The sequence below is a fragment of the Cognatilysobacter terrigena genome (assembly GCF_004361065.1).
Taxonomy (GTDB): Bacteria; Pseudomonadota; Gammaproteobacteria; order Xanthomonadales; family Xanthomonadaceae; genus Cognatilysobacter; species Cognatilysobacter terrigena.
This window is the reverse complement of the sequence record NZ_SELT01000019.1, coordinates 1-25,361: the sequence shown is the minus strand read 5'-3', so window position 1 is coordinate 25,361 and position 25,361 is coordinate 1. Positions and strand designations below refer to the sequence as shown.

Here is a 25,361-nt window from a genome sequence, read left to right as displayed (position 1 = left end):
CGAACCCGCCGTTCGCAAGCGCAGTCATCGACCGCTTGCGGCCCGTGCGTGCCCGCCATTCCGTTAGCCATGGAACCCGCCATGCTCGACGAAAGCCTGAAGTCCCAGCTCGCCGCCTACCTCGAACGCCTGCAGCAGCCGATACGGCTGGAAGCGTCGCTCGACGAATCCGACGCCGCGCGCGAACTCGAAGCACTGCTGCGCGACATCGCCACGCTGTCCGACAAGGTCGAGTACGTCCGCACCGACGACGACGCGCGCAAGCCGTCGTTCGCGATCGTGCGCGCCGGCACCGATATCGACGTGCGCTTCGCCGGCATTCCGCTCGGCCACGAGTTCACCTCGCTGGTGCTCGCGCTGCTGTGGGTCGGCGGCCATCCGCCGAAGATCGAGGACGACGTCGCGCACCAGGTGCGCGAACTCGAAGGCGAGTTCCGCTTCGAGACCTACATGTCGCTGTCGTGCCAGAGCTGCCCGGACACGGTGCAGGCGCTGAGCCTGATGAGCGTGCTGAACCCGAACATCAAGCACGTCGCGATCGATGGCGCGCTCTACCAGGCCGAAGTCGAAGCGCGCGGCATCATGTCGGTGCCGACGATCTATCTCAACGGTCAGCCGTTCGATCAGGGTCGTCTGACGATCGAGCAGATCCTCGCCAAGCTCGACACCGGCGCGGCGTCGCGCGCGGCCGAATCGATCGCGAAGAAGGACGCATTCGACGTGCTCGTCGTCGGCGGCGGCCCGGCGGGCGCGGCGGCGGCGATCTACGCGGCGCGCAAGGGCATCCGCACGGGCGTCGCGGCCGAACGTTTCGGCGGCCAGGTGCTCGACACCATGGCCATCGAGAACTTCGTCTCGATGTCGTACACGGAAGGCCCGAAGCTCGCGACCGCGCTGGAGCAGCACGTGCGCGACTACGAAGTCGACGTGATGAACCTGCAACGCGCGAGCAAGCTGCACCCGGCCGGCAACGACGGCCTGATTACGGTGGATCTCGAGAACGGTGCGTCGCTGAAGGCGAAGTCCGTCATCGTGACCACCGGTGCGCGCTGGCGGCAGATGGGCGTGCCCGGTGAAGAGCAGTACCGCAACAAAGGCGTGGCCTATTGCCCGCACTGCGACGGCCCGCTGTTCAAGGGCAAGCGCGTCGCGGTGATCGGCGGCGGCAACTCGGGCGTGGAGGCCGCGATCGACCTCGCCGGCATCGTCGCGCACGTCACGTTGATCGAATTCGATTCCAAGCTGCGCGCGGACGACGTGCTCCAGCGCAAGCTGCGCAGCCTGTCGAACGTCGACGTGATCACCAGCGGGCAGACGACCGAAGTGCTCGGCGACGGCGCGAAGGTGACCGGTCTCGTCGTGAAGGATCGCGCTTCGGGTGAATCCCGCACGATCGAGCTCGAGGGCGTGTTCGTGCAGATCGGCCTGCTGCCCAACACCGAATGGCTGAAGGGCGCGGTAGAGCTCACGCCGCGCGGCGAGATCGTGATCGACGATCGCGGTGCGACCAGCGTTCCCGGCGTGTTCGCCGCCGGCGACGCCACGACCGTGCCGTACAAGCAGATCGTGATCGCGATGGGTGCCGGTGCGACGGCCGCGCTCAGCGCGTTCGACCACCTGATCCGCACCTCGGCGCCGGCCGAGCAGGCGCAGGCTGCCTAAGCGCGCGCTGTCGCGCTCGATCGCAGCCGCAAACGAAGCCCGGGTGCCTGCGCATCCGGGCTTCGCCGTTCATCGATCTCGTGAATCGAAACCGCATGTTCGATGGAAAAGCGCCCGAAGCGGCCCTACCATCGACGCATGAACCTGCGTGACCTCAAGTACCTCGTCGCCCTCGCCGACCACCGCCATTTCGGGCGTGCGGCGCAGGCGAGTTTCGTCAGCCAGCCGACGCTGTCGACGCAGATCAAGAAGTTGGAAGAGGAGCTGGGGGTGGCGCTCGTCGAACGTGCGCCGCGACGCGTGATGCTGACGCCGGTCGGCCGCGACGTGGCCGAGCGCGCGCGCAGCGTGATCGCGGAAGTCGACCAGATGATCGAGGTCGCACGCCGCAGCCGCGATCCGGAAGCCGGCAGCGTCCGCCTCGGCCTGTTCCCGACGCTCGGCCCGTACCTCCTGCCGCACGTGCTGCCCGCGGTGCGTACGCGGTTCCCGCGGCTCGAGCTGCTGCTCGTCGAGGAAAAGACCGACCAGATCCTGCAGCGCCTGCGCGACGGGCGACTCGACGCGGGCATCCTCGCGCTTCCCGTGCACGACGACCAGCTGCGCATCGAGCCGCTGTTCGACGAACCCTTCGTGCTCGCCGCGCCGCGCACGCATCCCATCGCGTCGAACGGATCGCTGCACAGCGACGACCTGCGCGATGCCGACCTGCTGCTGCTCGAGGAAGGCCATTGCCTGCGCGACCAGGCGCTCGACGTCTGCCGCCTCGCCGGCGCCGGCGAGCGCGAAGGTTTCCGCGCGACGTCGCTGGAGACACTGCGACAGATGGTCGCCGCGGGCGTCGGCATGACGTTGCTCCCGATGCTCGCCGTGCAGCCGCCGGTGCCGCCGTCGCCGGACGTCGCGCTGCTGCCGTTCTCGGGCGACATCCCGCATCGGCGCATCGCGATGGTCTGGCGTCGCAGCTCGGCGATGGGCGAGTTCCTGGAACGCCTCGCCGAAGAATTCCGCAGCCTGCCGGGCGAACTGCTCATGCCACCGTCGTCGAAGCCCGCGGCCAAACGCGCGCGGCGTGCGGGCTGATCGATGCGTCGCGGCGTCGCCATCGCACTGGTGATCGCGGCGGTCGGCTGGTGGTTCTCGCCGGTCGGCCCGAGTCGACATCGCGCGCGTGCAGCGGAAGCGGTCGGCTCGGTGAGCTGTCCGATGCCGCCAGCGGTGTCGGCGTTCGCCGAGCCGCTGCAGAGCCGCTTGCCGTCCGGCGTCGGCCCGTTCCGCCTGCGCGCGGCCACGCTTCAACCGCTCGCCGGTTTCAGCGTCGATGCGCGCGTGCTGTCGCGCCACGACTATTCGAGCGGCCGCGAATCCGACCTGTCGCCCACCGATCTCGCGCTCGGCTGGGGCCGCATGCGCGATGACGCGGTGCTCGATCGTCTCGACATTTCGCAGTCCGGGCGCTGGTACACGTATCGCTGGTCGGGCGACGCGCCGATCCCGCCCGACGAAATCGTTCGCTCCAGCGCGAACATGCACATGATCCCGGCGAACGCGGCGGCGGCGAGCGCACTCGCGGACGTCCGCGAAGGCGACCGCGTGCGCGTCGACGGCTGGCTCGTCGAAGCCGATGCACCCGATGGCTGGACGTGGCGCAGTTCGATGTCGCGCGACGACAGCGGCGACGGCGCCTGCGAGGTGATCTACGTCTGTTCGCTGCGCACGGTCGCGCGCTGACGCCGTCGCGTGAACCCCGGCGCGATCAGGTCGCGCCGACGCCCACGCCGATCGGGCAACTCACGCCGGTGCCGCCCAGCCCGCAATACCCGTTCGGGATCTTGGACAGGTATTGCTGGTGGTCGTCTTCCGCGTAATAGAACGTCGGTGCGGGATAGCGAATTTCCGTGGTGATCTCGCCGAGGCCGGCTTCGCGCAGGCGCTGCTGGTAGGCATCGCGGCTCGCGATCGCGGCGTCGTACTGCGCCTGCGTCGTGCAGTAGATCGCCGAGCGGTACTGCGTGCCGACGTCGTTGCCCTGGCGCATGCCCTGCGTCGGGTCGTGGCCTTCCCAGAACGCCTTGAGCAGCGCGTCGAACGTCACCTCGTTCGGGTCGTAAACGACGAGCACGGCTTCGGTGTGGCCGGTCATGCCGCTGCAGACCTCGCGATACGTCGCGTTCGGTGTTTCGCCGCCCGAATAGCCGACAGCCGTCGTGTAGACGCCCGGAATCTTCCAGAACAGCCGCTCGGCGCCCCAGAAGCAGCCGAGCCCGAATTGCACCTGCTCCATGCCCGGAAACTCGCCCTGGATCGGTCGGCCGTGCACGTGGTGCGCGTTGTGGACGGGCATGGCGGCGTCGCGACCGGGCAGCGCCTCCCCGGCACGCGGCATGCGCTGCTTGTAGGCGCCGATTCCGAGCAGTTTGTCGAGCATGAAGGTCTCCTGCCGGCCGGGCCGGCGATGACGGTGAGCGCAGCATTCGCGACGCGAATGCGACCTCGTGGAGGGTTACGCCGCGGTGGTGACGACGGATGCGTCAGATCGGCGCGAGGCCGGGATCCCAGTCAGCTTCGTCGTCGGCGACGATCGGTTCGCCGAAATCGAGTTCGCGGACGATCGCATCGGCTTCGGGCCACGCGACCTCCGGTACGCAGACCTGCACCATGCCCTGCAGCGGCAGCTCGCCGATCGCGCCCGTGAGCGCTTCGCCGCGGATGAACACCGGAATGCCCGCGTCCTCGAGCGCATGGCGCACGAGATGGGCGTCGATGAGGTTCGCGGCGTCGTAGACGGGCTTCATGGCGGTCTCCCGCAGGGCCGGAGCGGCCTTCTTCGTTAAACTGCGGGCTTCCCCACGTGGTTGCAAGCCCGCATGTCCGCATCGCCCGAGAACGCCGCGCCTGAAACCGGCGTCAAGAACGACTTCATCCGCCAGATCGTCCGGGAGGACCTCGCGGCCGGGAAGCACCAGGCGATCCGCACGCGCTTTCCGCCGGAGCCGAACGGCTACCTGCACATCGGGCACGCGAAGGCGATCTGCCTGGATTTCGGCGTCGCGGCCGAGTTCGGCGGCAGCTGCAACCTGCGCCTGGACGACACCAACCCCGCGAAGGAAGACCCCGAGTACGTGCGCGCCATCCAGGATGACGTGCGCTGGCTCGGCTTCGAGTGGCATGCGCTGCGTCACGCGTCGGACTACTTCGAGGTGTTCTACCTCGCGGCGGAGAAGCTCATCGCGCAGGGGGATGCCTACGTCGACGACCTCACCGCGGAGCAGGTGCGTGAATACCGCGGCTCGCTGACCGAGCCGGGCCGTCCATCGCCGTTCCGCGATCGCAGCGCCGAAGAGAACCTCGACCTGTTCCGCCGCATGCGCGCGGGCGAGTTCGCCGACGGCGCGCGCACGCTGCGCGCGAAGATCGACATGGCCAGCGGCAACATCAACCTGCGCGATCCGGCGCTGTACCGCATCAAGCACGTCGAGCACCAGAACACCGGCAACGCGTGGTGCATCTATCCGATGTACGACTTCGCGCATTCGCTCAGCGATGCGATCGAGGGCATCACGCATTCGCTGTGCACGCTCGAGTTCGAGGACCACCGCCCGCTGTACGACTGGTGCGTGGACAAGGTTGACCTCGTCAACCGTCCCGAGCTGCTGAAGCCGCTGCTCGACAAGGGCTTCCCGCGCGAGGCCGCCAAGCCGCGCCAGATCGAGTTCTCGCGCCTGAACTTCAACTACCTGGTGATGAGCAAGCGCAAGCTGCTCGCGATGGTGAGCGACGGCCTCGTCGACGGCTGGGACGATCCGCGCATGCCGACGCTGCAGGGCATCCGCCGTCGCGGCTACACGCCGGGCGCGCTGAAGCTGATGGTCGACCGCGTCGGCATCTCCAAGCAGAACTCGCTGCTGGACATCTCGATCCTCGAAGGCGCGCTGCGCGACGACCTCGACGCCGCCGCGCAGCGCCGCATGGGCGTGGTCGATCCGCTGAAGCTCGTCATCACCAACCTGCCGGACGGGCACGAGGAATCGCTGACGTTCTCGAACCATCCGAAGGACGAAGCCGCGGGCGAACGCACGGTGCCGTTCTCCAGCGCGCTGTGGATCGAACGCGAGGATTTCGAGGAAGTGCCGCCGAAGGGCTTCAAGCGCCTCACCGTCGGTGGTGACGTCCGTTTGCGTGGTGCCGGCATCGTGCATTGCGATGAAGTGATCAAGGACGCCGACGGTCGCGTCGTCGAGGTGCGCTGCACGCTCGACCCCGAATCGCGGCCCGGCATGGAAGGCGCGAACCGCAAGGTCAAGGGCACGATCCACTGGGTCAGCGCGAAGCATGCGGTCGAAGCCGAGATCCGTCTGTACGACCGCCTGTTCACCGTGCCGGATCCGGACACCGACGAAGGCGGCAAGACGTATCGCGACTACCTCAACCCGGAATCGCGTCGCGTGGTGACGGGCTACGTCGAGCCGTCCGCTGCGCAGGCTGCGCCGGAGACGTCGTTCCAGTTCGAGCGCATCGGCTACTTCGTCGCCGATCGTTACGACCATTCGGCGGCGCGTCCGGTTTTCAACCGCAGCGTCACGCTGCGTGACACCTGGTCGGGCAAGGCTTGAGGTTCCCCCTCCGGAGAGTCGCCATGCGCATGTCCATGTTCGCTCCGATCCTCCTTGCACTCGGGCTCCTCGCCGGCTGCGCGCGTCCGCAGGCGACGACCGACACGCCGGCCGCGACGACGTCGAACGATGCGTCGTCGGCAATGCGCGACGCTGCACCGCCGGCAGCTCATTCGACGCCCGCCAGCGCGAACCAGGACGTGATGGCGGGCCGCGATCGCCCACCACCGCGAAAAAGCGATGGTCTGCCGCCGCAACGCGTCGAGGCGCCGAACGCTCCGAAGCTGGTGACGAGCTGCGCGAGCGATTCCGACTGCGCGGTCAAGAACGTCGGCAGCTGCTGCGGCGCGATGCCGGCCTGCGTGAACAAGAACTCGCCGGTCGATCCGGCGGCCGTGCAGGCCGAGTGCGCGCGCAAGGGCATCTCGTCGACCTGCGGTTTCAAGGACATCCATAGCTGCAGCTGCGTCGCCGGCACGTGCCAGGACGCGGGCGGCAACTCCACACCGGTGGCTCACTGACGATGATGCTGTATGCGCAGGTGCACCTCACGCTGCCGGCGTGGGTGCACGAGGCGGTGGACACCGCGCGTGTCTACGAAGGCGACGATGCGAAGGTCGCGCTCGCGATCGATCTGTCGCGCCGCAACGTCGATGCCCGCAGCGGCGGCCCGTTCGGCGCGGCCGTCTTCGGCCCCGACGATCGCGTGATCGCGGTGGGCGTCAATCGCGTGTTGCCGCAGACCTGCTCGGTCGCGCACGCCGAAACGATGGCCTACATGCTCGCGCAGCAGCGCACGCAGCGCGCGCGGCTCAACGAATCGCCGACCGGCGAACGCGTGGGTCCAATCACGCTCGCGACGTCCGCACAGCCGTGCTGCCAGTGCTATGGCGCGACGGTGTGGGCGGGCGTCGACCGCCTCCTGATCGGCGCACGCAGCGAAGACGTCGAAGCATTGACGGAGTTCGACGAAGGTCCGCTGCCGGCGGACTGGGTGGGCGAACTGGAACGTCGCGGCATCGCCGTGGTGCGCGACGTGCAGCGCGAGGCCGCCTGCGACGTCCTACGCCACTACTCGACGTCCGGCGGCGCGCGTTACTGACGCGATGCCCACCTCCGACACGACTGCGATCGCGCAACCCGCACTGCTCGGCTACTGCCGCGCGGGCTTCGAGCCGGAACTCGCAGCGGAGTTCACGGAGCGCGCCGGCGCGCTCGGCTTTGCCGGCTATGCGCGAACCGAGCGCGGCAGCGGCTTCGTGCGATTCGTCTGCGACGACGCCGACGCGCTGTCGCAGGCACTGCCCTTCCGCGACCTGATCTTCGCGCGGCAGAAACTCGTGGCGTTCGCGGAGCTGCCGTCCCTCGGCGTCGTCGGCCCGGCCAAGCCGGACCGCGTCGGTGCGATCGTTGCCGCCATGCAGGCCACGCTCGGTACGCCGACGCTGCACTTCGGCGACGTGCGCGTCGAACACGCCGACACCGACGAAGGCAAGCCGCTCGCGGCGCTCGCACGCGCGCTCGGCAATGCACTGCGCCCGGCACTGCGCGAGGCCGGCTGGCTGACCTACATCGATTCGCCCGATCGCCCGCGCCTGCACGTGCTGCTCGAATCGGGCGACTATGCGCATCTCGGCATCGTCGATCCGCACGACGGCAGCGAGTGGCCGATGGGCATTCCGCGCCTGCGCATGCATCCGCAGGCGCCGAGCCGCTCCGCACTCAAGCTCGAGGAAGCGTTTCTGACGCTGCTCGATGCCAAGGAACGCGAGGCGTGGTTCAAGGAGAACATGCACGCCGCCGACCTGGGCGCGGCGCCCGGCGGTTGGAGCTGGGTGCTGATGCGCAACGGCGTGCGCGTGATCAGCGTCGACAACGGCCCGCTGGCCGCGCACTTGATCGATAGTGGACGCGTCGAACATCTACGTGCCGACGGCTTCGTCTGGCATCCCAAGCGCACGCTCGACTGGATGGTCTGCGACATGGTCGAACAGCCGCGTCGCGTCGCCGAACGCATGGCGACATGGCTGCGCGAAGGCTGGTGCCGGCGCACGATCTTCAACCTCAAGCTGCCGATGAAGAAGCGCTGGGACGAAACGCGGCAGTGCCTGTCGCTGTTCGAGCGCGAGGTAGGTCAGCCGGTCGAATGGCGCGCGAAGCAGCTGTACCACGACCGCGAAGAGATCACGGTGTTCGCGCGTCTACGCGGCTGATACATCCCTGTCTGTGCGCTGACGGCGCAACCCGCGACTAAGCAAACGTCGACGCACGATTGATGTCGACTCTCCTAGCGTCGTCGTGATTTCCCACCACAGGGCACGACCATGACGACTCTCCGCACCAGCACTCTCGCCGTTGCGCTCGCGACTACGTTGGGCCTTGCCGCGCCGGCGATGGCGCAGCGCGTCGACCAGGCGGCCGCGACGGTCCAGGCCGACGTCGCGACCCAGCGCGCGAACGAGGCCGCGAAGACCGCGCGCGCCGCATCGAACGACGCCAAGCGCGCGGCGAAGACCGCGGCGCAGACCGGTGATGCCGCGTCGGCGCAGGCCGCGCATGAGGCCTCCGTCGCCGCGGAGCACGCCAAGAACAATGCCGTGCAGGCCGCGCACGAAGCGACCGGCACTGCGAGCGGCGCGAGCTCGAGCGCTGCACCGGTCGACACCGCCGCGGAAGCGACCGTCGCCGCACGTGCGAGCGAAGCCGCCAGCGTGCAGGCCGACGCGAACGCGAAGGCGGCCGTGGACGCCGCAACGCCGCCCGCACCGCCGGTCGCCGTGACGCCTGCAACGCCCGCCGTGCCGGCCTCGCCGATGGCCTCCGACACCGCCGTCGTCGCCACTTCGGCACCGGGTGCGGTCGCCGACATGCGTTCTGGAACGCGCTTCAGCATCGACACCGCACTGCTCGACGCGAACCACGACGGCTACCTGAGCCGCGAGGAAGCCGCCGCAAACCTCACGCTGAACTCCGACTTCGCCACCGTCGACGCCAACAGCGACGGCCGCATCGGCACCGACGAGCTGCGCAGCTGGATCTCGGCGGGTGGCCTCGCGAAGAACTCGCGTCCGGTGCACGACATGCTGCAGGGCGTGGGCTCCGCGTCGGCGTTCCAGATGCTGGACGTCAACAGCGACGGCAAGCTGAGCGCGAAGGAAGCCGGCGTGCAGGCCAACCTCAAGGCCCGCTTCCGCACGCTCGACGCGAACCACGACGGCAGCATCTCGCAGTCGGAATACGACGCGATGCCGTCGTCCAACACGCGCAAGCCGTAAGATCGATCGAACGCGAAACCGACGCCCCGCCCCGTGCGGGGCGATTTCGTTACAACCCCGCCGCCTCGCGCCACAGCGCGTGCTGCAGGGGCGGAAGCCGACCGGCAAGGCCGAGCACCGGCCCGCGCAACATCGTCGCGACCGGCGTGTCGTTCGAGAACACCCGATTGATCGTTTCGAACGCGAGCGCCGCGCGCGTGCACGCGCTTCGACGTTCGCGTGCCCAACGATTCAGACGCGATGTCGCCGGATCGGCATCCCGACCCGGGCGCGGCAATACCGCCCGCAATGCCGCGACATCGCGAAGCCCCAGATTCACGCCCTGCCCCGCGAGCGGATGCACGACGTGCGCCGCGTCGCCGATCAGCAACAGCCGACCTTCTCGATAGCGCTCGGCAAGCTGACGCCGCAGTGGAAACACGGCGCGCGGCGATGCGGGACGAACCACGCCGAGCCGCAGCGCCGACGCGTCCGTGAGCGCACGCGACAGCGCATCGTCATCGAGCTCGCGCAAGCGCTTCGCCTCGTCGATCGGCGCCGACCACACGATCGACGCGCGATGCGCCGCGACCGGAAGGAACGCCAGCGGCCCCGTCGGCAGGAAGCGCTGGTAGCAGGTCGCGTCGAGCGCGACTTCGGTGTCGACGTACGCGACGAGTCCGCCCTGCGCGTAGTCGTGAAGCGGCGCGTCGATGCCCGCGAAGGTTCGCAGCGCCGAGGCGGCGCCGTCGGCCGCGACGACCAGTCGCGCATGGAGACGACGCCCGTCGTCGAGGCGCAACGTCGCGCGCCCGTCGTCCTGCTCGAAACCAGCGACCGACGCGGGCACGTGCAGCGCAACGTCTTCGCGCTGCAGCGACTGCCACAGCCGATCGACGAGCAGCGTGTGCTCGACGATCCACCCCAGCTCGCGACGTGCGAAACGGTCCGCATCGAAGCGCAAGGCGCCACCGCCCGCGGCATCCCAGACCTCCATGCCGCGATAGGCATAAGCGCGTGCGCTGCGGATCGAGCTGCCCACGTCGAGCGTGTCGAACAGCGCCATGCCGTCGGGCGCCAGCGCGTAAACACGCAGGTCGGGCACCTCGTCACGCCAACGCGGCGGCTCGCGCGCTTCGAGCAGGGCGACGCTCCATCCGTCGCGCGCGAACGCGAGCGCCGCGGCCGCGCCGACCACCCCGCCGCCGACGATGGCGATGTCGACCGTCTCGCGCCGGCTCATGCGCTTCGGCGTCCGTCGTTGCCGCGACAGAGCGCGGGCACGTCGCCGCGATACCCCCTCGCGCCGCCGACCAGCCAGGCCTGCAGCCACGACGGATGATCGAGCGCGAGCAGCGCGGCGGATCGCAGCGGCCGCACCAGAGCGCCGCGTGCGGTGCCGACGCGCAGAAGCCGGTCGGAAAACGCGAGCGTGCGTCGACGATCCTCGACACGGCGTTCGGCATAGCGCACCAGCATCGTGTCGCTACCGATCGCCTCGGGTCCACCCGACATTGCCGACGCGACTTCCTCCGCGAGCGTCAACGCATCGCGCAGGCCGAGGTTGAAACCCTGCGCGCCGAGCGGATGGATCGTCTGCGCGGCGTTACCGACGAGCACGGCACGCGGCGCGGTGGTCGACTTCGCGATGACGCGTCGACCCGGATAGCGGCTGCGCGCACCGCAGGCGAGCAGGCGGCCATGCCGCCAGCCCAATCCCAACTGCAGGCGGGCGAGAAACGCACCTTCGTCGAGTGCATCGACCGCATCCGCTTCGTCGTCGGCCACGCCATGCACGAGCCCGTAATGACGATCCGCGCGCGGCAGCAGTGCCGTCGGGCCGTCGTCGGTGAGCCGCTCGTACGCCGTGCCGTCGGGCGCGCGCTCCGTGCGCAGGCGCGCGACGAACAACGTGTGGCCGTAGTCGGTGGCGTCCGTGCGAATGCCCAGTGCGTCGCGCAGCGCGCTCGTCGTGCCATCGGCGCCGACGACCAGCTTCGCGGCGAGCTCGACCACGCCATCCGGCGTCTGCACCATCACACGGCGCGAGATTCCGTCGAGCGACGTCCCCACCAACCGCGCCGGGCGATAGCGCGTGAGTCCGCGCATCGCGTCCAGTCGCGCCTCCAGTGCGTGGCCGAAATCGCGCGCGACGACGACGCGACCGAACTCGGTGCGCCCGTAGCGCTCGGCCTCCAGCCGCGCCTGCCCGAAATCGCCGGCGCGATTGATCACGATGCGGCGGATCGGTCCGCCCGCGGCGCGCAGCAGCGGCATGACGCCGAGCGCGTCCAGCGCGTTGACGGTGGCTTCGGCGAAGGAGAGCGAACGCTCGTCGAACACGGCCGGCATTTCGCCGGCGGGCGCGGCGTCGACCAAAGCGACGTCGAGACCCAGGGGCTCCAGCGCGAGGGCTAGGCTCGCGCCGACCAGGCCGCCTCCGACGATGACGAGGTCGTGCGTGCGCGGGGCGGCGTCGTTCATGCGGCCATGATACGGCCGGCCCCGCGGGCTCCGTTAGAATGCGGGGCTCGCCGGTCCCGCACCGGCCCGCCTTTCCGGAGCGACCATGACCGCCACTTCCCAGCGCACCCTGATCTTCACGCTGCTCGCCGCGCTGATGGCGGCCACGCGCATCAACCACTTCGCGCCGATCCCGGATGCCTCGTGGGCGGTGTTCTTCGCCGGCGGCTTCTATCTCTCCAAGTCGACGCGCTGGGCGTTCCCGGTGCTCATGGCGCTCGCGGTCCTGATCGACTACGCCGTGATCACCCGCAGCGGCCAGAGCTTCTGGAGCGCGTACTGCGTTTCGGCCGCGTACTGGTGCCTGGTGCCGGCGTACTTCGCGATGTGGGCCGGCGGCATGTGGCTGCGTCGTCGTGATGTCGCGAACGACCTGCGCTCGCTGGGCCTGCTCGCCGCGTCGCTGGTCGTCGCCACCTGCGTCTGCCAGCTGATCTCGCAGGGCAGCTTCTACTGGGTGTCGGCCTCGGTGTCGTCGCCGTCGTTCGCAGGCTGGTGGCAGAACTACGTGCAGTGGCTGTTCCCGTACATGCAGACCGCCGCGATGTACGTCGGCGGCATCGCGCTGGTGCACGCCGTGGCGACGTCGCTGTCCCGCGGCCGCGCGCTCGCCGCGCACTGATGGGCAACCGCCTCTCGAAGATCTATACGCGCACCGGCGACGACGGCTCCACCGGCCTCGGCGACGGTTCGCGCACCGGCAAGGATTCGCCCCGCGTCGATGCCTACGGCACGGTCGACGAGGCGAATTCCTGCATCGGGTTGGTCCTCGCGAGCGATCTTCCGGACGACGTCGCAAAGCTGCTGACGTCGATCCAGCACCAGATGTTCGATCTCGGCGGCGAGCTGTGCATTCCCGGCCACGCCGCGATCTTCGTTGCCGACATCGAGCGGCTCGAGAATGAACTGGACCGCTTCAACGATCCGCTGCCGCCGCTGAAGGATTTCATCCTGCCCGGCGGTGGCGAGGCCGCGGCGCGCTGCCATATCGCGCGCACCGTGGTGCGTCGCGCCGAGCGCGAATGCGTCGCCCTGTCACGCATCGAAACGGTGCGGCCGGAAGCGATCCGCTATCTCAATCGCCTGTCCGACCTGCTGTTCGTCCTCGCCCGCGTACTCGCGCGCGCCAGCGGCCACGGCGAAGTGCTGTGGAACCACGAACGGCGCCACGGCTGAGCGCCTGATTCCTTCGGAAGCGACGTCATGAGCGGTCCCGCACGCGCCGGCATGTTCGTCTACGCCAAGGACATGGAACGCGTCGCCGCCTTCTACGAGCGCGTGCTCGGCATGCGCCGCCTGCAGGCGCGCGACGACCTCGTCGTCCTCGCCTCGCCGGACCTGCAGCTGCTGGTGCATGCGATTCCGTCGGAGTTCGCGGCCGACATCGCCATCCAGACGCCGCCGGTGCGCCGCCACGACACCGCCTACAAGTTCTTCGCAACGGTGCCGCGCCTGGACATCGCGGGCGAAGCCGTCGCGGCCGCAGGCGGCGAGATGTTCGACGAACGCTGGCACGGCCCGGGCTTCGTCGCCTGCAACGTGATGGATCCCGAAGGCAACGTGTTCCAGCTGCGCGAGTTCGACGCCGGCTGACTTTCGACGCGCGCAGCACGGCGCGCGTCGCGCGAGAATCCCGCCATGACCGACATGCTGCCGCTGCTGCTCCTCACCCACCCCGCCTGCGCCGCGCACACGCCGCCGCCGGGCCATGCCGAGCGCCCGGAGCGCCTCGCCGCGGTGGTCGACGCCATCCGTGACACCTACCCCGAGCTGCCCTGGGCCGAAGCGCCGCTGGCGACGCGGGAACAGCTCGCGCGCGTGCATGACGACGCGCTGATCCGTCAGGTGCTCGACACCGCGGTCGCGGACGGCAACGTGCAGCTCGATCCGGACACGTTTCTTTCGCCCGGTGCCGCGGAAGCCGCGTTGCGTGCTGCAGGTGCGGGTGTCGCGGCGGTCGATGCGGTGATGTCGGGCCACGCGCGTCGCGTGTTCTGCGCGGTGCGACCGCCCGGCCACCACGCCACGCGCGACACGGCGATGGGCTTCTGCTTTTTCGATTCGATCGCCGTCGCCGCCGCGCACGCGATGGACGCGCACGGCCTCGAGCGCGTCGCGATCGTCGATTTCGACGTGCACCACGGCAACGGTACGCAGGCGATCTTCGAGCGCGATCCGCGGGTCGTGTTCTGCAGTTCGCACCAGTCGCCGCTGTATCCGGAGACGGGGCACGCGGACGAGCGCGGCATCGGCAACATCTACAACGCGCCGCTGCCGCCCGGCACGAGCAGCGAAGGCTTCCGCCGCGCGTGGAGCGAGACGCTGCTACCGGCGATCGACGCCTTCGCGCCGCAATTGCTGCTGATTTCCGCCGGTTTCGATGCGCACCAGCGCGATCCACTCGCACAACTCGAACTCGAAGCGGTCGACTACCTGTGGATCACCGGCCAGCTGCGCGAGATCTCGCGTCGCCATTGCGACGGCCGCATCGTGTCGATGCTCGAAGGTGGCTACGACCTGCAGGCGCTCGCCGAATCCGCCGCGGCGCATGCTGGCGCACTCGTCGCGGACGGCGCGAGCTGGTGACGGTCAGTCCAGCGGCTTGATGTACTTCATCCATTCGGGCGTATAGCCCGACCGCTCGTACAGAGTGCGCGCCGGCGCGTTCTCCGGCAGCACGTAGAGCTGGATGAGCGCATGGCCTTGCTGCTTCGCCCACGCCTCGCCCGCGGTCATCAACGCGCGTCCGACGCCACGTCCTTCCGCCTCCGGCGCCACGACGACGTCGGACACGTGCGTGATCTCGCGCTGCGTGTAGTAGTCGAGGACGCGGCGCACGTGGATGAAGCCCGCGATCGCACCGTCGACATCGGCGACGAAGAACGCGCAGCGATCGTCCTGCGACGCCAGCGCCTCGCCGACGCTCGCGAGGTCTGCCGCTCGCACCTGGTCGTGGTCGCGCAGCGATGGCGTGCCGGTTGCGGCCAACCGCGGCACGAGTGCGAGGATCGCCGTATGGTCGTCGGGCGTCGCCGCGCGGATCGTTGCACTCATCCGCTCAGGCGACCTTGCGCGCATCGGCCATGAACGCCTCGATCTCGTCGGCGGAGCGCGCGAGCGCGTCGGTAAGAACGCGCGGTGCCGATTTCGTGATTAGCACGTCGTCCTCGATGCGGATGCCGATGCCACGCCACTTCGCGTCGACGGTCGGGTCGTCCGCGTCGATGTAGAGACCGGGCTCGATGGTGAACACCATGCCAGGCTCGAGCAGGCGCGATTCGCCGTCGACGCGGTAGTCGCCGACGTCGTGCACGTCGAGGCCGAGCCAGTGCCCGGTCTTGTGTCGATAGAAACGCTTGTACGTGCCATCGGCGATGACTTTCTCGAGCTTGCCCTTGAGCAGGCCGAGTCGCAGCAGGCCTTCGCTGAGCGTCGCGACTGCGGCCTCGTGGATCGCATCCCACGGCGTCCCCGCGGTCGCTTTCGCTAGCGCGGCGGACTGCGCATCGCGCACGAGGTCGTGCAACGCGCGCTGCGCCGGCGTGAAGCGCCCGCCGACCGGAAACGTGCGCGTGATGTCCGCGGCGTAACCGTCGACTTCCGCACCCGCATCGATCAGCACGAGATCGCCATCGCGCGCGGCGCCGTTGTTCGCGTTGTAGTGCAGCACGCAGGCGTTGTTGCCGGCGCCGACGATGCTGTTGTACGCCGGCACCGCGCCATTGCGACGGAACACGTATTCGAGTTCGGCCTGCAGCTGGTATTCGGTGACGCCCGGTTTCGCGGCACGCATCGCGGCCTGATGCGCGGCGACGCTGACGTCGGCCGCCTTCTGCATCAGCTTCAGTTCGCCCGCGTCCTTGAACAGACGCAGCTCGTCGAGCAGATGACCGAGCTCCAGGAACTCATGCGGCGGCTGCGCACCGCTGCGCACCTGCGCACGCACGCGATTGAGCCAGCCGATGAGTTTGAGGTCGAACTCCGCGTCGCGACCGAAGTGGTAGTACACGCGCGAGCGGCCTTCGAGCAGGCCGGGCAGGATGTCGTCGAGATCGGTGACGGGATAGGCGTCGTCGACGCCGAACGTCGCCACCGCGCCTTCCGGCCCGAACCGCGGGCCGTCCCAGCCTTCGCGCTCGGGATCGCGTTCGCGGCAGAACAGGATGGACTCGCCGTGGCGACGCCCGGGACTCAGCGCGAGCACCGCATCCGGCTCGGGAAAGCCGGTGAGGTAGAGCAGGTCCGAGTCCTGGCGATACGGGAAATGCGTGTCGCGGCTGCGCACGCGTTCGGCCGCGGCGGGGACGATCACGATCGCGTCCTCGCCGGCCATGCGCATCAGCTGGCGGCGGCGACGGGCGTGCGGCGAGGCCGGCACGCGTGGCGCGGCTTTGGGTGTCGAGGTTCGAGCCATCGCGCCGATGTTAGGCCGGCGCGGTGTCGACGGCTACGCGTCGACGCGTCAGTTCAGGCGCTGGCGGTGCTCGCGCGCGAGCACGCAGTCGCCGTGCAGCAGAAGCGCGGCGACGCGCACGAACTCCTCGATCTCGACCAGCGCTTCCTCGTCCTCCTCGTCGCCTTCGTCCTGCGGCTGCGCGGCGGCGAGCTTGGCGAGGTCGGCGAGCGCCTCCTGGCTTTCGTCCGACAGCGGCGGCTTCGCGCCCGAGGCCAGCCCGAACGCGCCGACGAAGCCGCGGCACCAGTCGAACAGCGCGCCGCTGCGCTCCACGAGCGGAGCGTCGGCATCCGGCAGCAGCAGCTCGAATTCGAAGCTGCGGTCGGACAGCTGGGCGGACGTCGCTTCGCGCAGGCGGTCGAGCGGCGAGCCCGCGGTCGGCGCCGGGAGCGCGTCATCGGCGAAGGCGGAGGCGAGCCAGCCGCGGTCGTCGCTTCCGCCGCCTGCGAGCCAACCGCACAGGGCGCCATGCAACTCGAAGGGCGAGGTGGCCAGGCCGAAGCTCACGGCTTCGGCATCGATATCGGCGACGGACGGCAGCTCGGATTCGGACACGGATTTCCGGAAACGCGACGGGATTCGCGAGTGTACCAACCGCATCGCGTTCACCGGTTGAGGCCGCATGCTCGCGATGCCTACACTGCCCCCTCCTCCCGGCCGCGAGCCCCGTGCGCGCCCTCGTCACCGATCGACTCCGGGCTGTCCTCGCACCGCTGCTCGCTGCCGCGCTGCTGGCCATGCCGGGGCGTCCCGCGGCCGCCACGCGCGAGTTCTATTTCGACCCCGTCGGAAGCGACCGCGGGCTGACGCAGAATTCCGTCGCGACGATCGTGCAGGACCCGCTCGGTTTCGTCTGGGTCGGCACGCAGGGCGGCCTGCATCGCTACGACGGCGAGCGTTACCGCGTCTTCCGCCACGACCCGCAGGACCCGGGCAGCCTGCCCGACAGCTTCGTCACGGCGCTGGCGCTCGACGACACGTCGGCGCTGTGGGTCGGCACGTTCTCGCAGTACGTCGCGCGGTTGGACCTGCGCACCGGCGCGATCCGCCGTTTCCTCGACGTCGTGCCCGACCGCCGCGCCGACCGCCAGGTGCTCGCGCTGCACGTCGACCGCGAGGGCGTGTGGATCGGCACCGTCAGCGGGCTCGACCGACTCGACCCCGCCACCGGGCGCCGCCAGCGCGTGCTCGACCTGCCGCCGCGCACGGGGGCCGCCGCGCCGAATCAGGCGCTGACCCGGGACCGCGCCGGCCATCTCTGGTACGCGACGCCGCAGGGCCTGTTCCGCGTCGACGGCTCTCGCGCCGTGAAGGTCGGCCCCGCCGAGCCCGCGTATGCGCTGCAGGAAGGCCGCGACGGTCGCCTCTGGCTCGGCGGCGAACATGGCCTCGAGCAGGTGACCGGGAATGCGAGAACGCGCGTCTGGCCCAAGGACGGGACGACCGCGCAGATCCGTTCGCTGGTGCAGACGCCCGACGGCCAGCTCTGGCTGTCCGACTACCCCTACGGTCTGCGCCGCTTCGATCCCGCCACCGGGGCCGTGCTCGATGTGCGGGAGGACCGCTCGATCGCCGGCGCGCTGCCGGAGAACAGCGTCAACACGATGTACGTCGACCGCAGCGGTCTGCTGTGGCTCGGCGGGCAGTACCGCGGCGTGGCGGTGGGCGATCCCCGCGGCGCGGGCTTCGTCTTCATCACCGACCCGATGCATCACCCCGGCCCCAACGCGGCCGCCGACGACAGCGTGCGCTCGGTCATCGGCACGCCGGGTGCGCTCTGGTACAGCACGGATGGCGACCGCCTGGTCCGCTACGACCTCGCCACGCAGGCGCTCGACGACCTGACGGATCGCCTGCCGGGCGGCCCGACGCGCGTCGCGGGCTTCCTGCGCCAGCCGGACGGCAGCCTGCTCCTCGCGACCGGGCACGGGCTGATGGCGCTGGATCCGGCCACGCGCGCGGTGCGCCGCATCGACCTGCCCGGCGGTGTCGAGCTCGTCGCGCGTTCCATCGCGCGCGCCGCAGACGGGGCGCTCTGGCTCGGCACGTCGGGCGACGGCGCCTATCGCTACGACCCCGCGCGCGGCACGCTCGACCACCTCGACTCCGCTACCGGCCCGGGCGCGCACGTCTCGCATCCCAACGTGCATGCGCTGCTCGTCGATCACACCGGTCGCGTGTGGTTCGGCACGGGCGACGGCCTCGACGTGCGCACGCCGGACGGCCGCATCCGTCACTTCCGTCATGCAGTGAATCGCAGCGACTCGCTGCCGAGCAACGTCGTGCGCGCGCTGTACGAGAGCGCCGACGGTCGCATCTGGATCGGCACGCACGCAGGACTCAGCGAAGCGGTGCCACGCGGCACGACGGGCGATCTCGTGTTCCGTCGCCCGCTCGACACCGCCCTGCCCGACCGCGCCACGCTCACGATCTTCTCGCTCGGTGAAGGCCCGCGCGGCACGCTGTGGTCGGGCACCGACGCCGGCCTGCTGCGCTACCGCCCGGCGACGCAGGACGCGCGCCTGTTCGGGCTCGGCGAAGGCCTGCAGGATCTCGAATTCAACGGCGGCAGCGCGGGCACGCTGGTCGACGGACGCCTCGCGTTCGGCGGCGTGCGCGGCATCAACCTCGTCGATCCGCGCCGCCCCGACGCCCCCGCTTCCCCTGCGCCGCTGCGCCTGCTTTCCGTGCGCGTGGGCAATCGCGAGCGCACCGAGACAGCGCTGTGGCCGCCGGCGTCGCTGCGCGTCGCGGCAGGAGAAGACGTGGTGCGCCTGCGCATCGGTGCGCTCGACTTCGCGCCGTCGTCGCAAACGCGCTACCGCTATCGCATGGACGGCTTCGACGCCGACTGGATCGACAACGGCACGCAGCGCGAAATCACCTATACGCACCTGCCGCCGGGCCACTACCGGTTTCGTGCGCAGGCCACCGACCGCACCGGGCGCTGGTCGCCGAACGAGCTGACGCTGCCGGTCGACGTCGCACGACCGCTGTGGCGTCACCCCGTGGTCATCACGTTCGTCGCGCTCCTGCTCGTCGCGCCGCTGGTGTTCGCCGCGTACCAATGGGTGCAGCGCCGCCGCCGCGAAGGTGTGCATCTCGCCGACCTGCGCGAGCGCGAGGAGCGCCTCAAACTCGCGCTCTGGGCGTCGGGCGAACAGTTCTGGGACTACGACCTCGCGCGCGGCGTCATGCATCGCATGCAGGCGCATTCGAGCGAAGCGGATTCCTCCGACATCGACGTCGACACCCTCGAGGAGCGCGAGCACCGCATCCATCCGGACGACATGGAACGCGTGCTGTCGCAGCTGCGGCGCCACCTGCGCGGCGAGATCGGCGTGTTCGAGTCGCAACACCGCGTCGCGGTCGACGACGACCAGTGGCTGTGGATCCGGGCACGCGGTCGCGTGGTGGAACGCGACGACGACGGCCGCGCACGGCGCATCGCCGGTACCGCACGCGATATCACCTCGACCCGTCGCGCGGAACGCGATCGCCGCGTCGCCAGCGAAGTGCTGCGCAGCATGGCCGAAGCCGTCGCCGTGTTCGACGACAACTTCAATTTCATTTCGGTCAATCCCGCGTTCACGCGCATGACGGGCTACGCCGAGGCGGAAGTCGCGGGCAAGCAGACCAGTCTCATCGACAGCCGCCAGCACGACGAAAGCGTGTACCGGCAGATGCGCGACGACCTGCAGCGCGACGGGCGCTGGTCGGGTGAGCTGTGGCAGCGCCGCAAGGACGGCAGCGAGTTCCTGTGCTGGCTGCAGGCAAGCGTCGTGCTCGACAACGCGGGCCAGCGCGGCCATTGGGTCGCCGTGCTGTCGGACATCACGGACCAGAAGCGCGCCGAGCAGGAACTGCGCTATCTCGCGAACTACGACACGCTCACCGGCCTGCCGAATCGCGCGTTGCTGCTCGAACGCCTGTCGCGCGCGATCGCACGTGCGCGCCGGCAGGAGGCGCGCATCGCCGTGCTCTTCCTCGACCTCGATCGCTTCAAGGACATCAACGACTCGCTCGGCCACGCGGCCGGCGACGCCATCCTTCGCGCCACGGCAGGTCGCCTGCGGCACGCGCTCGGCGGTCGTCATGTCGTCGCGCGCCTCGGCGGCGACGAGTTCACCGTGGTGATGGAGCACGTCGAGGATCTCGACGAAGCCGAAGCCGTCGCGCGCCAGCTGCTCGCGGCGTTCGAAGCGCCACTCGATGCGGGCGACCTGCGCGACGTGATCATCTCGCCGTCGATCGGCGTCGCGCTGTATCCCGACGACGCCGACACCCCGTCCGACCTGCTCAAGCACGCCGACACCGCGATGTACCAGGCGAAGGCGCACGGCCGTCGCACCTACATGCGCTACAGCGGCACGATGGACGTCGACATTCGCCGTCGCGCCACGCTGTCGGCGGCCTTGCGCAAGGTCATCGATCGCGACGAGCTGCACCTCGTGTACCAGCCGCGGCTGTCGCTGTCGCAGCAGCGCATCGTCGGCGTCGAAGCGCTGCTGCGCTGGAATTCGTCCGAGTTCGGTGCGGTCTCGCCGGCGCAGTTCATCCCGCTCGCCGAGGAATCGGGCCTCATCCTCGAAATCGGCGAATGGGCGCTGCACATGGCCTGCGCGCAATTGCAAGCGTGGCGCGCGTCCGGGCTCGACATCGCGATGGCGGTGAACGTGTCCGCGCTGCAACTGCGTCGCGGCCATCTGGCCAAGGTGATCGAACGCCTGCTCGCCGATACCGATCTTCCGCCGGATCGCCTCGAACTCGAACTGACCGAGAGCGTGATCATGGCGGAGGAAACGTGGTCGGCCCTGCAGTCGATTCGGGACCTCGGCGTGCACATGTCGATCGACGATTTCGGCACCGGCTACTCGTCGTTCGCCTACCTCAAGCGCCTGCCGATCAACGCGCTCAAGATCGACCGCGAATTCATCGGCGATCTCACGCGGGACCCGGACGACGAAGCGATCACCAGCGCCGTGATCGCGATGGGCCATTCGCTCGGCCTGCACGTCGTCGCGGAAGGTGTCGAGACGGAAGGCCAGCTCGAATTCCTGCGCCGTAACGGCTGCGACGAGATCCAGGGCTACTGGCTCGCGCGCCCGCTTCCCCCCGATGAGTGCGAACGCTTCATGCGCGAGTGGCGTTGGGACGGGAGCGTGCCGCCCGCGCCTTGATTCGGCCGGTCGCGCTGCTATGGTGGCGGCATGGACGACAGGCCCCAGACGCTCGAGCTGATCCACCGGCTGGCCCGGCGCATCGATGAACTCGGCGACCGCCTGCGTCGCCTGCAGGACGAGAATCGAAGTCTGCGCCAGCAACAGGGCGAACTCATCACGGAGCGCGCCGCGTTGCTGGCGAAGAACGAACAGGCTCGCGTTCGCGTCGAAGCGATGATCGCGCGCCTGCGTTCCCTCGAGCAGCACACCTGAGCGTCACGGCATGAGCACGAACAGCGAGCCCGTCAACATCCGCGTGCTGGATCGCGAGTACACGGTAGGCTGCACGCCGGAACAGCGCGAAGGGCTGCTCGCCGCGGCCAAGTTGCTCGACAACCGCATGCGCGAGGTCCGCGGCACCAACAAGATGGCGGCGATCGACCGCATCGCCGTGCTCGCGGCGCTCAACCTCGCGCATGAGCTGCAGCAGACCAAGCACGACACGCATCGCGAACGCGACATCGCGCATTCGCTCGGCATGCTGAACCGTCGCCTCGACGATCTGCTCGACCCGGCGGCCGGTTGACCGTCCGTCGCTTCGCTCCACTCGATCACGACGCGACTGAATTTCACCCGAGCCGTGACGACGAACGACGGGTTCATGACGACACCCCGCGCTATACTTCGCGCACGTCCTCTGCTGTGTACGACGGCGTGTGCAAACATTCGCCTTGTCCCTTAAAAACGACACCGGGAATGTGACCGTCACCCGGAGCGCATGCCCGCCCACGAGCGGGAAGCCCGAAGGTGGCCGAGCGTTCCCACTTGAACCTCGGGTTCAAGGTCGTTTCGCACGCATCGGCATGGTGGAGGACACTTCTTTCGTCTCGTCGCGTCGCGCCCATCGGGGCGCCGCGCGGTGACGCTCGCCACGGACGACTTGCGTCGCCTCCGACGCGATATTCGTGCGCGCCGCGCCGCGCTGTCGCCCGCCCATCGCATCGCCGCCGCGCAGCAGGTCGCCGCGCGGCTGTTCGCGTTGCCGGGTGCGCCGGATCACGGCTACGTCGCGGGCTATTGGGCGGTCGATGGCGAGATGCCGCTGCTCGCGTGGCAGACGCAACTGCCCGCGGCGTGCATCTACTGTCTGCCCGTGCTGTCCGACGACGGCAGGCTTCGATTCGCGCCGTGGCGTTCCGGCGATCCGCTCGTCCAGAATCGTTTCGGAATTCCCGAACCGGACGTCGCGCCGTCGTCGTTGCTCGAGCCCGATGCCCTGTCGATGGTCGCAATGCCGCTCGTCGCGTTCGATTCCGCGTGCAATCGCGTCGGCATGGGCGGTGGCTGGTACGACCGCAGCCTCGCGGGCGTGCGCGACCGTGCCCAGCGTCCGTTGCTCGTCGGCGTGGCGTATGAACTCCAGCGCGTCGACAATCTCACGCCCGCCGAATGGGACATCCCGCTCGACGCCGTCTGCACCGAATCCGACACCTACATCGCCGCATGACGACCCGACGCCGCTACTGGCTGATGAAATCCGAGCCCGACGCCTTCTCGATCGACGACCTCGCGCGCGTCGGCACCGAGCCGTGGACCGGCGTCCGCAATTACCAGGCGCGCAACTTCATGCGCAACGGCATGCATGTCGGAGACGGCGTGCTTTTCTACCACTCCAATTGCACGCCGCCCGGCATCGTCGGCACGGCGACGGTCGCGACGCCCGCCTATCCCGACCCGACGCAGTTCGATCGCAAGTCGCATTACTTCGACCCGAAGGCAACGCAAGAAGAGCCGCGCTGGTTCAATGTCGACGTCGCCTTCGAGCGGAAGCTGTCGCGCATCATCCCGCTGGACGAGATCCGCGAGCATCGCGACGAACTCGGCGAGGAATTCGAACTGATCCGTCGCGGCAGCCGCCTCTCTGTCCTGCCGGTCTCCGCCGCGCAGTGGAAGCTTCTTCTTTCCCTCGAGTGACGTCATGACCGAAGCGAAACGCCTGGCCGCCGAAAAGGCGATGGACTACGTCGAGGACGGCATGATCGTTGGCGTCGGCACGGGGTCGACCGTCGCCTACTTCATCGACGCGCTGGGCCGCGAGCCGGACCGCATCAAAGGGGCGGTGTCGAGCTCCGAGCAGAGCACGGAGCGCCTGCGTAAGTTCGGCATCGAAGTGCTGGACCTCAATGCGACGGGTCCGTTGTCGCTCTACGTCGACGGCGCTGATGAATGCGACACGGCCAAACGCCTCATCAAGGGCGGCGGCGCGGCCCTGACGCGCGAAAAGATCATCGCGCAGGCCAGCCAGCGTTTCGTCTGCATCATCGACCCGAGCAAGCAGGTCGACGTTCTGGGCCGGTTCCCGCTGCCGGTGGAAGTCATCCCGATGGCGCGCAGCCTGGTCGCCCGGGAGATCGTCGCGGCAACCGGTGGCCAGCCCGTCTGGCGTGAGGGCGTGGTCACCGACAACGGCAACTGGATCCTCGACATCCAAGGCCTGCGCATTACCGATCCGGTTGCGATGGAAACCGCGATCAACCAGATGCCGGGGGTCGTCAGCGTCGGACTCTTCGCCAGGCGGGCAGCCGATATCGTGATCGTAGGCGGCGAGACACCGCGCGTGTTCTGACCTCCGCCGGTCGGGCCAGCGTCGAGCAACTGCAGGACGTGGTTATGCTCCGGTCTATCGACCTTTGCATGGAGGCACGCCCAATGAAATTTGCCCGAATCCTGATCCTCGGCCTGATGGCTGCGTCGATCGCCCACGCGCAGACGCCGCCTCGCGTGTCGGTGCCGGCGGCCGTTGTGCCATCGAAGGCCGGACAGCTGCAGCTGGACTATCAGTCTCTCTATCAGCGCGAAGTCGACAAGAACAAGGAACTCAAGGGTCAGGTCGCGACCCTAACCGAGCGTCTGAACCAGATGACGCGTCCAGGCGGCAGCCTCGTTCAGGCGTACTGCGAAAGCCCGACCGTCAGCCGCAACACGGCAGGCGCCAGCAACGACTGCGCAAAGAACGGCTTTGGCTGCGAGCCGGTCAGCGGCCTATGCCGAACCTCCGCCCGCTCGAGCGACGAATGCGCCGCCGGCTACATCTACTGCGCGACCAACGGTGGATGCGTCCGCGATGCGGACGCCTGCCACTAATCGGCTACTGCGGCCTTGGACGCCGCGCACCACGTCGTAGTGGCGGTCAACGGTAGCTTCTAGCCCACGGCAGTATGTCGCCATGCAGCGGCGTCAGCGGCACTACGTGCCGCCTTGTACTCCAGTGGGCAAAAGCCAAAGCCGGTCTATTCCAGCCCCGGCACCGCAATCCCGAGGTGCCTAGCGTTGGCTAGCTTGTCACGGCCGAGGACGTGTTTGCGCCATTACGCCCGCGGTGCCGATAACGACCCGGCCTATCGGCCATGCGGTTATAGCTAGGTATGTAGGCGCGTCGCCGCAGCGAGGTGGGTGCGACCGCAGCGTGATTAGCTTGGACATTCAGCGATTAGCTTTGGGAGGAGATGGCCGCCGCGCGTGATCACTTCTCCAGAGCACGTCGAACTACTTTCCAAATCCCCCAAAGACAAACCCCCGGCAGCGTGAGCTGTCGGGGGTTTGCGGGATAAAGACCCTGGCGATGACCTACTCTCGCATGGGCAATGCCACACTACCATCGGCGCGGGTGCGTTTCACTTCCGAGTTCGGA

The 25,361-nt window shown here is 69.0% G+C and carries 26 protein-coding genes, 1 rRNA gene and 1 other RNA gene; 20 read left to right on the top strand and 8 right to left on the bottom strand.

The window, feature by feature from the left end:
* Positions 1 to 81 precede the first annotated feature (81 nt).
* From ahpF to EVS83_RS11335, 3 genes are all read left to right on the top strand, one after another.
* Positions 82 to 1,662: an alkyl hydroperoxide reductase subunit F gene (ahpF, locus tag EVS83_RS11345; protein WP_133501159.1), complete on the top strand. Its 1,581-nt coding sequence runs from the start codon at positions 82 to 84 to the stop codon at positions 1,660 to 1,662.
* Positions 1,663 to 1,800: 138 nt separating this feature from the next.
* A complete protein-coding gene (locus tag EVS83_RS11340; protein ID WP_133501158.1) occupies positions 1,801 to 2,745 on the top strand; it encodes a LysR substrate-binding domain-containing protein in 945 nt (314 codons plus the stop codon).
* Between the two features lie 3 nt (positions 2,746 to 2,748).
* The gene (locus tag EVS83_RS11335; protein WP_133501157.1) at positions 2,749 to 3,393 is read left to right on the top strand and encodes a hypothetical protein; all 645 of its coding nucleotides are present in this window, start codon (positions 2,749 to 2,751) and stop codon (positions 3,391 to 3,393) included.
* A gap of 25 nt (positions 3,394 to 3,418) precedes the next feature.
* Here the strand turns inward: EVS83_RS11335 and msrA are convergent, their stop codons facing one another.
* Both msrA and EVS83_RS11325 read right to left on the bottom strand, forming a co-directional pair.
* A complete protein-coding gene (gene msrA / locus EVS83_RS11330) occupies positions 3,419 to 4,078 on the bottom strand; it encodes a peptide-methionine (S)-S-oxide reductase MsrA (RefSeq protein WP_133501200.1) in 660 nt (219 codons plus the stop codon).
* A 115-nt stretch (positions 4,079 to 4,193) separates the two neighbouring features.
* A complete protein-coding gene (locus EVS83_RS11325; protein WP_133501156.1) occupies positions 4,194 to 4,457 on the bottom strand; it encodes a putative signal transducing protein in 264 nt (87 codons plus the stop codon).
* A 72-nt stretch (positions 4,458 to 4,529) separates the two neighbouring features.
* On the opposite strand from EVS83_RS11325, the gene EVS83_RS11320 reads away from it, so the two are divergent.
* From EVS83_RS11320 to EVS83_RS11300, 5 genes are all read left to right on the top strand, one after another.
* Positions 4,530 to 6,275, top strand: coding sequence for a glutamine--tRNA ligase/YqeY domain fusion protein (locus tag EVS83_RS11320; protein ID WP_133501155.1), 1,746 nt, complete (start codon positions 4,530 to 4,532; stop codon positions 6,273 to 6,275).
* A 23-nt stretch (positions 6,276 to 6,298) separates the two neighbouring features.
* The gene (locus EVS83_RS11315; protein ID WP_133501154.1) at positions 6,299 to 6,796 is read left to right on the top strand and encodes a hypothetical protein; all 498 of its coding nucleotides are present in this window, start codon (positions 6,299 to 6,301) and stop codon (positions 6,794 to 6,796) included.
* Between the two features lie 5 nt (positions 6,797 to 6,801).
* Positions 6,802 to 7,377 (top strand): nucleoside deaminase, encoded by a 576-nt coding sequence (locus tag EVS83_RS11310; RefSeq protein ID WP_133501199.1) that lies wholly within the window; start codon positions 6,802 to 6,804, stop codon positions 7,375 to 7,377.
* A 4-nt stretch (positions 7,378 to 7,381) separates the two neighbouring features.
* Positions 7,382 to 8,488: a 23S rRNA (cytidine(2498)-2'-O)-methyltransferase RlmM gene (gene rlmM, locus EVS83_RS11305; RefSeq protein WP_133501153.1), complete on the top strand. Its 1,107-nt coding sequence runs from the start codon at positions 7,382 to 7,384 to the stop codon at positions 8,486 to 8,488.
* Positions 8,489 to 8,599: 111 nt separating this feature from the next.
* Positions 8,600 to 9,550 carry an EF-hand domain-containing protein gene (locus EVS83_RS11300; protein ID WP_133501152.1) on the top strand — a complete coding sequence of 317 codons (951 nt, stop codon included), beginning with the start codon at positions 8,600 to 8,602 and terminating at the stop codon, positions 9,548 to 9,550.
* A gap of 49 nt (positions 9,551 to 9,599) precedes the next feature.
* Here EVS83_RS11300 and EVS83_RS11295 read toward each other — a convergent pair whose 3' ends face one another.
* Together EVS83_RS11295 and ubiH are read right to left on the bottom strand one after the other, a co-directional pair.
* On the bottom strand, positions 9,600 to 10,772 hold the full coding sequence (locus EVS83_RS11295) for an FAD-dependent oxidoreductase (RefSeq protein ID WP_133501151.1): 1,173 nt from the start codon (positions 10,770 to 10,772) through the stop codon (positions 9,600 to 9,602).
* A complete protein-coding gene (gene ubiH, locus EVS83_RS11290; RefSeq protein WP_133501150.1) occupies positions 10,769 to 12,013 on the bottom strand; it encodes a 2-octaprenyl-6-methoxyphenyl hydroxylase in 1,245 nt (414 codons plus the stop codon). The genes EVS83_RS11295 and ubiH overlap by 4 nt, the downstream gene beginning before the upstream one ends.
* Before the next feature lie 85 nt (positions 12,014 to 12,098).
* Between ubiH and EVS83_RS11285 the strand changes: the two genes are divergently transcribed.
* The 4 genes from EVS83_RS11285 to EVS83_RS11270 all read left to right on the top strand — a co-directional run bounded on the left by EVS83_RS11285 (position 12,099) and on the right by EVS83_RS11270 (position 14,638).
* A complete protein-coding gene (locus EVS83_RS11285) occupies positions 12,099 to 12,674 on the top strand; it encodes a hypothetical protein (protein ID WP_133501149.1) in 576 nt (191 codons plus the stop codon).
* The gene (locus EVS83_RS11280) at positions 12,674 to 13,228 is read left to right on the top strand and encodes a cob(I)yrinic acid a,c-diamide adenosyltransferase (RefSeq protein WP_133501148.1); all 555 of its coding nucleotides are present in this window, start codon (positions 12,674 to 12,676) and stop codon (positions 13,226 to 13,228) included. The genes EVS83_RS11285 and EVS83_RS11280 overlap by 1 nt, the downstream gene beginning before the upstream one ends.
* A gap of 27 nt (positions 13,229 to 13,255) precedes the next feature.
* Positions 13,256 to 13,645 (top strand): VOC family protein, encoded by a 390-nt coding sequence (locus tag EVS83_RS11275; protein ID WP_133501147.1) that lies wholly within the window; start codon positions 13,256 to 13,258, stop codon positions 13,643 to 13,645.
* A gap of 63 nt (positions 13,646 to 13,708) precedes the next feature.
* Positions 13,709 to 14,638, top strand: coding sequence for a histone deacetylase family protein (locus tag EVS83_RS11270; protein WP_133501198.1), 930 nt, complete (start codon positions 13,709 to 13,711; stop codon positions 14,636 to 14,638).
* Positions 14,639 to 14,641: 3 nt separating this feature from the next.
* Here the strand turns inward: EVS83_RS11270 and EVS83_RS11265 are convergent, their stop codons facing one another.
* From EVS83_RS11265 to EVS83_RS11255, 3 genes are read right to left on the bottom strand one after another with little or no spacing between them, the layout of a single operon-like run.
* A complete protein-coding gene (locus EVS83_RS11265; RefSeq protein WP_166636888.1) occupies positions 14,642 to 15,106 on the bottom strand; it encodes a GNAT family N-acetyltransferase in 465 nt (154 codons plus the stop codon).
* 4 nt (positions 15,107 to 15,110) lie between these two features.
* Positions 15,111 to 16,466: an aminopeptidase P N-terminal domain-containing protein gene (locus tag EVS83_RS11260; protein ID WP_133501145.1), complete on the bottom strand. Its 1,356-nt coding sequence runs from the start codon at positions 16,464 to 16,466 to the stop codon at positions 15,111 to 15,113.
* Between the two features lie 48 nt (positions 16,467 to 16,514).
* Positions 16,515 to 17,063, bottom strand: a complete 549-nt coding sequence (locus EVS83_RS11255; protein WP_425456100.1) for a UPF0149 family protein — start codon at positions 17,061 to 17,063, stop codon at positions 16,515 to 16,517.
* Between the two features lie 113 nt (positions 17,064 to 17,176).
* Between EVS83_RS11255 and EVS83_RS11250 the strand changes: the two genes are divergently transcribed.
* The 8 genes from EVS83_RS11250 (at position 17,177) to EVS83_RS11215 (ending at position 24,814) form a co-directional block, all read left to right on the top strand.
* Complete coding sequence (locus EVS83_RS11250) at positions 17,177 to 21,688, top strand: EAL domain-containing protein (protein WP_133501143.1); 4,512 nt, start codon at positions 17,177 to 17,179, stop codon at positions 21,686 to 21,688.
* Positions 21,689 to 21,718: 30 nt separating this feature from the next.
* Positions 21,719 to 21,943, top strand: coding sequence for a TIGR02449 family protein (locus EVS83_RS11245; protein WP_133501142.1), 225 nt, complete (start codon positions 21,719 to 21,721; stop codon positions 21,941 to 21,943).
* 10 nt (positions 21,944 to 21,953) lie between these two features.
* Positions 21,954 to 22,256 (top strand): cell division protein ZapA, encoded by a 303-nt coding sequence (locus EVS83_RS11240; protein ID WP_133501141.1) that lies wholly within the window; start codon positions 21,954 to 21,956, stop codon positions 22,254 to 22,256.
* Positions 22,257 to 22,361: 105 nt separating this feature from the next.
* Positions 22,362 to 22,547, top strand: a non-coding RNA gene (gene ssrS / locus EVS83_RS11235) — 6S RNA.
* A gap of 42 nt (positions 22,548 to 22,589) precedes the next feature.
* The gene (locus tag EVS83_RS11230; RefSeq protein WP_133501140.1) at positions 22,590 to 23,177 is read left to right on the top strand and encodes a 5-formyltetrahydrofolate cyclo-ligase; all 588 of its coding nucleotides are present in this window, start codon (positions 22,590 to 22,592) and stop codon (positions 23,175 to 23,177) included.
* Complete coding sequence (locus EVS83_RS11225) at positions 23,174 to 23,644, top strand: EVE domain-containing protein (RefSeq protein ID WP_133501139.1); 471 nt, start codon at positions 23,174 to 23,176, stop codon at positions 23,642 to 23,644. Before EVS83_RS11230 ends, EVS83_RS11225 begins: the two co-directional genes overlap by 4 nt.
* 4 nt (positions 23,645 to 23,648) lie before the next feature.
* On the top strand, positions 23,649 to 24,296 hold the full coding sequence (gene rpiA, locus EVS83_RS11220) for a ribose-5-phosphate isomerase RpiA (protein WP_133501138.1): 648 nt from the start codon (positions 23,649 to 23,651) through the stop codon (positions 24,294 to 24,296).
* A 68-nt stretch (positions 24,297 to 24,364) separates the two neighbouring features.
* Entirely contained in the window at positions 24,365 to 24,814 is a 450-nt protein-coding gene (locus EVS83_RS11215) for a hypothetical protein (protein ID WP_133501137.1), read from the top strand.
* 470 nt (positions 24,815 to 25,284) lie between these two features.
* Here EVS83_RS11215 and rrf read toward each other — a convergent pair.
* Positions 25,285 to 25,361: ribosomal RNA gene (gene rrf, locus EVS83_RS16260) — 5S ribosomal RNA — on the bottom strand; the annotation flags it as partial.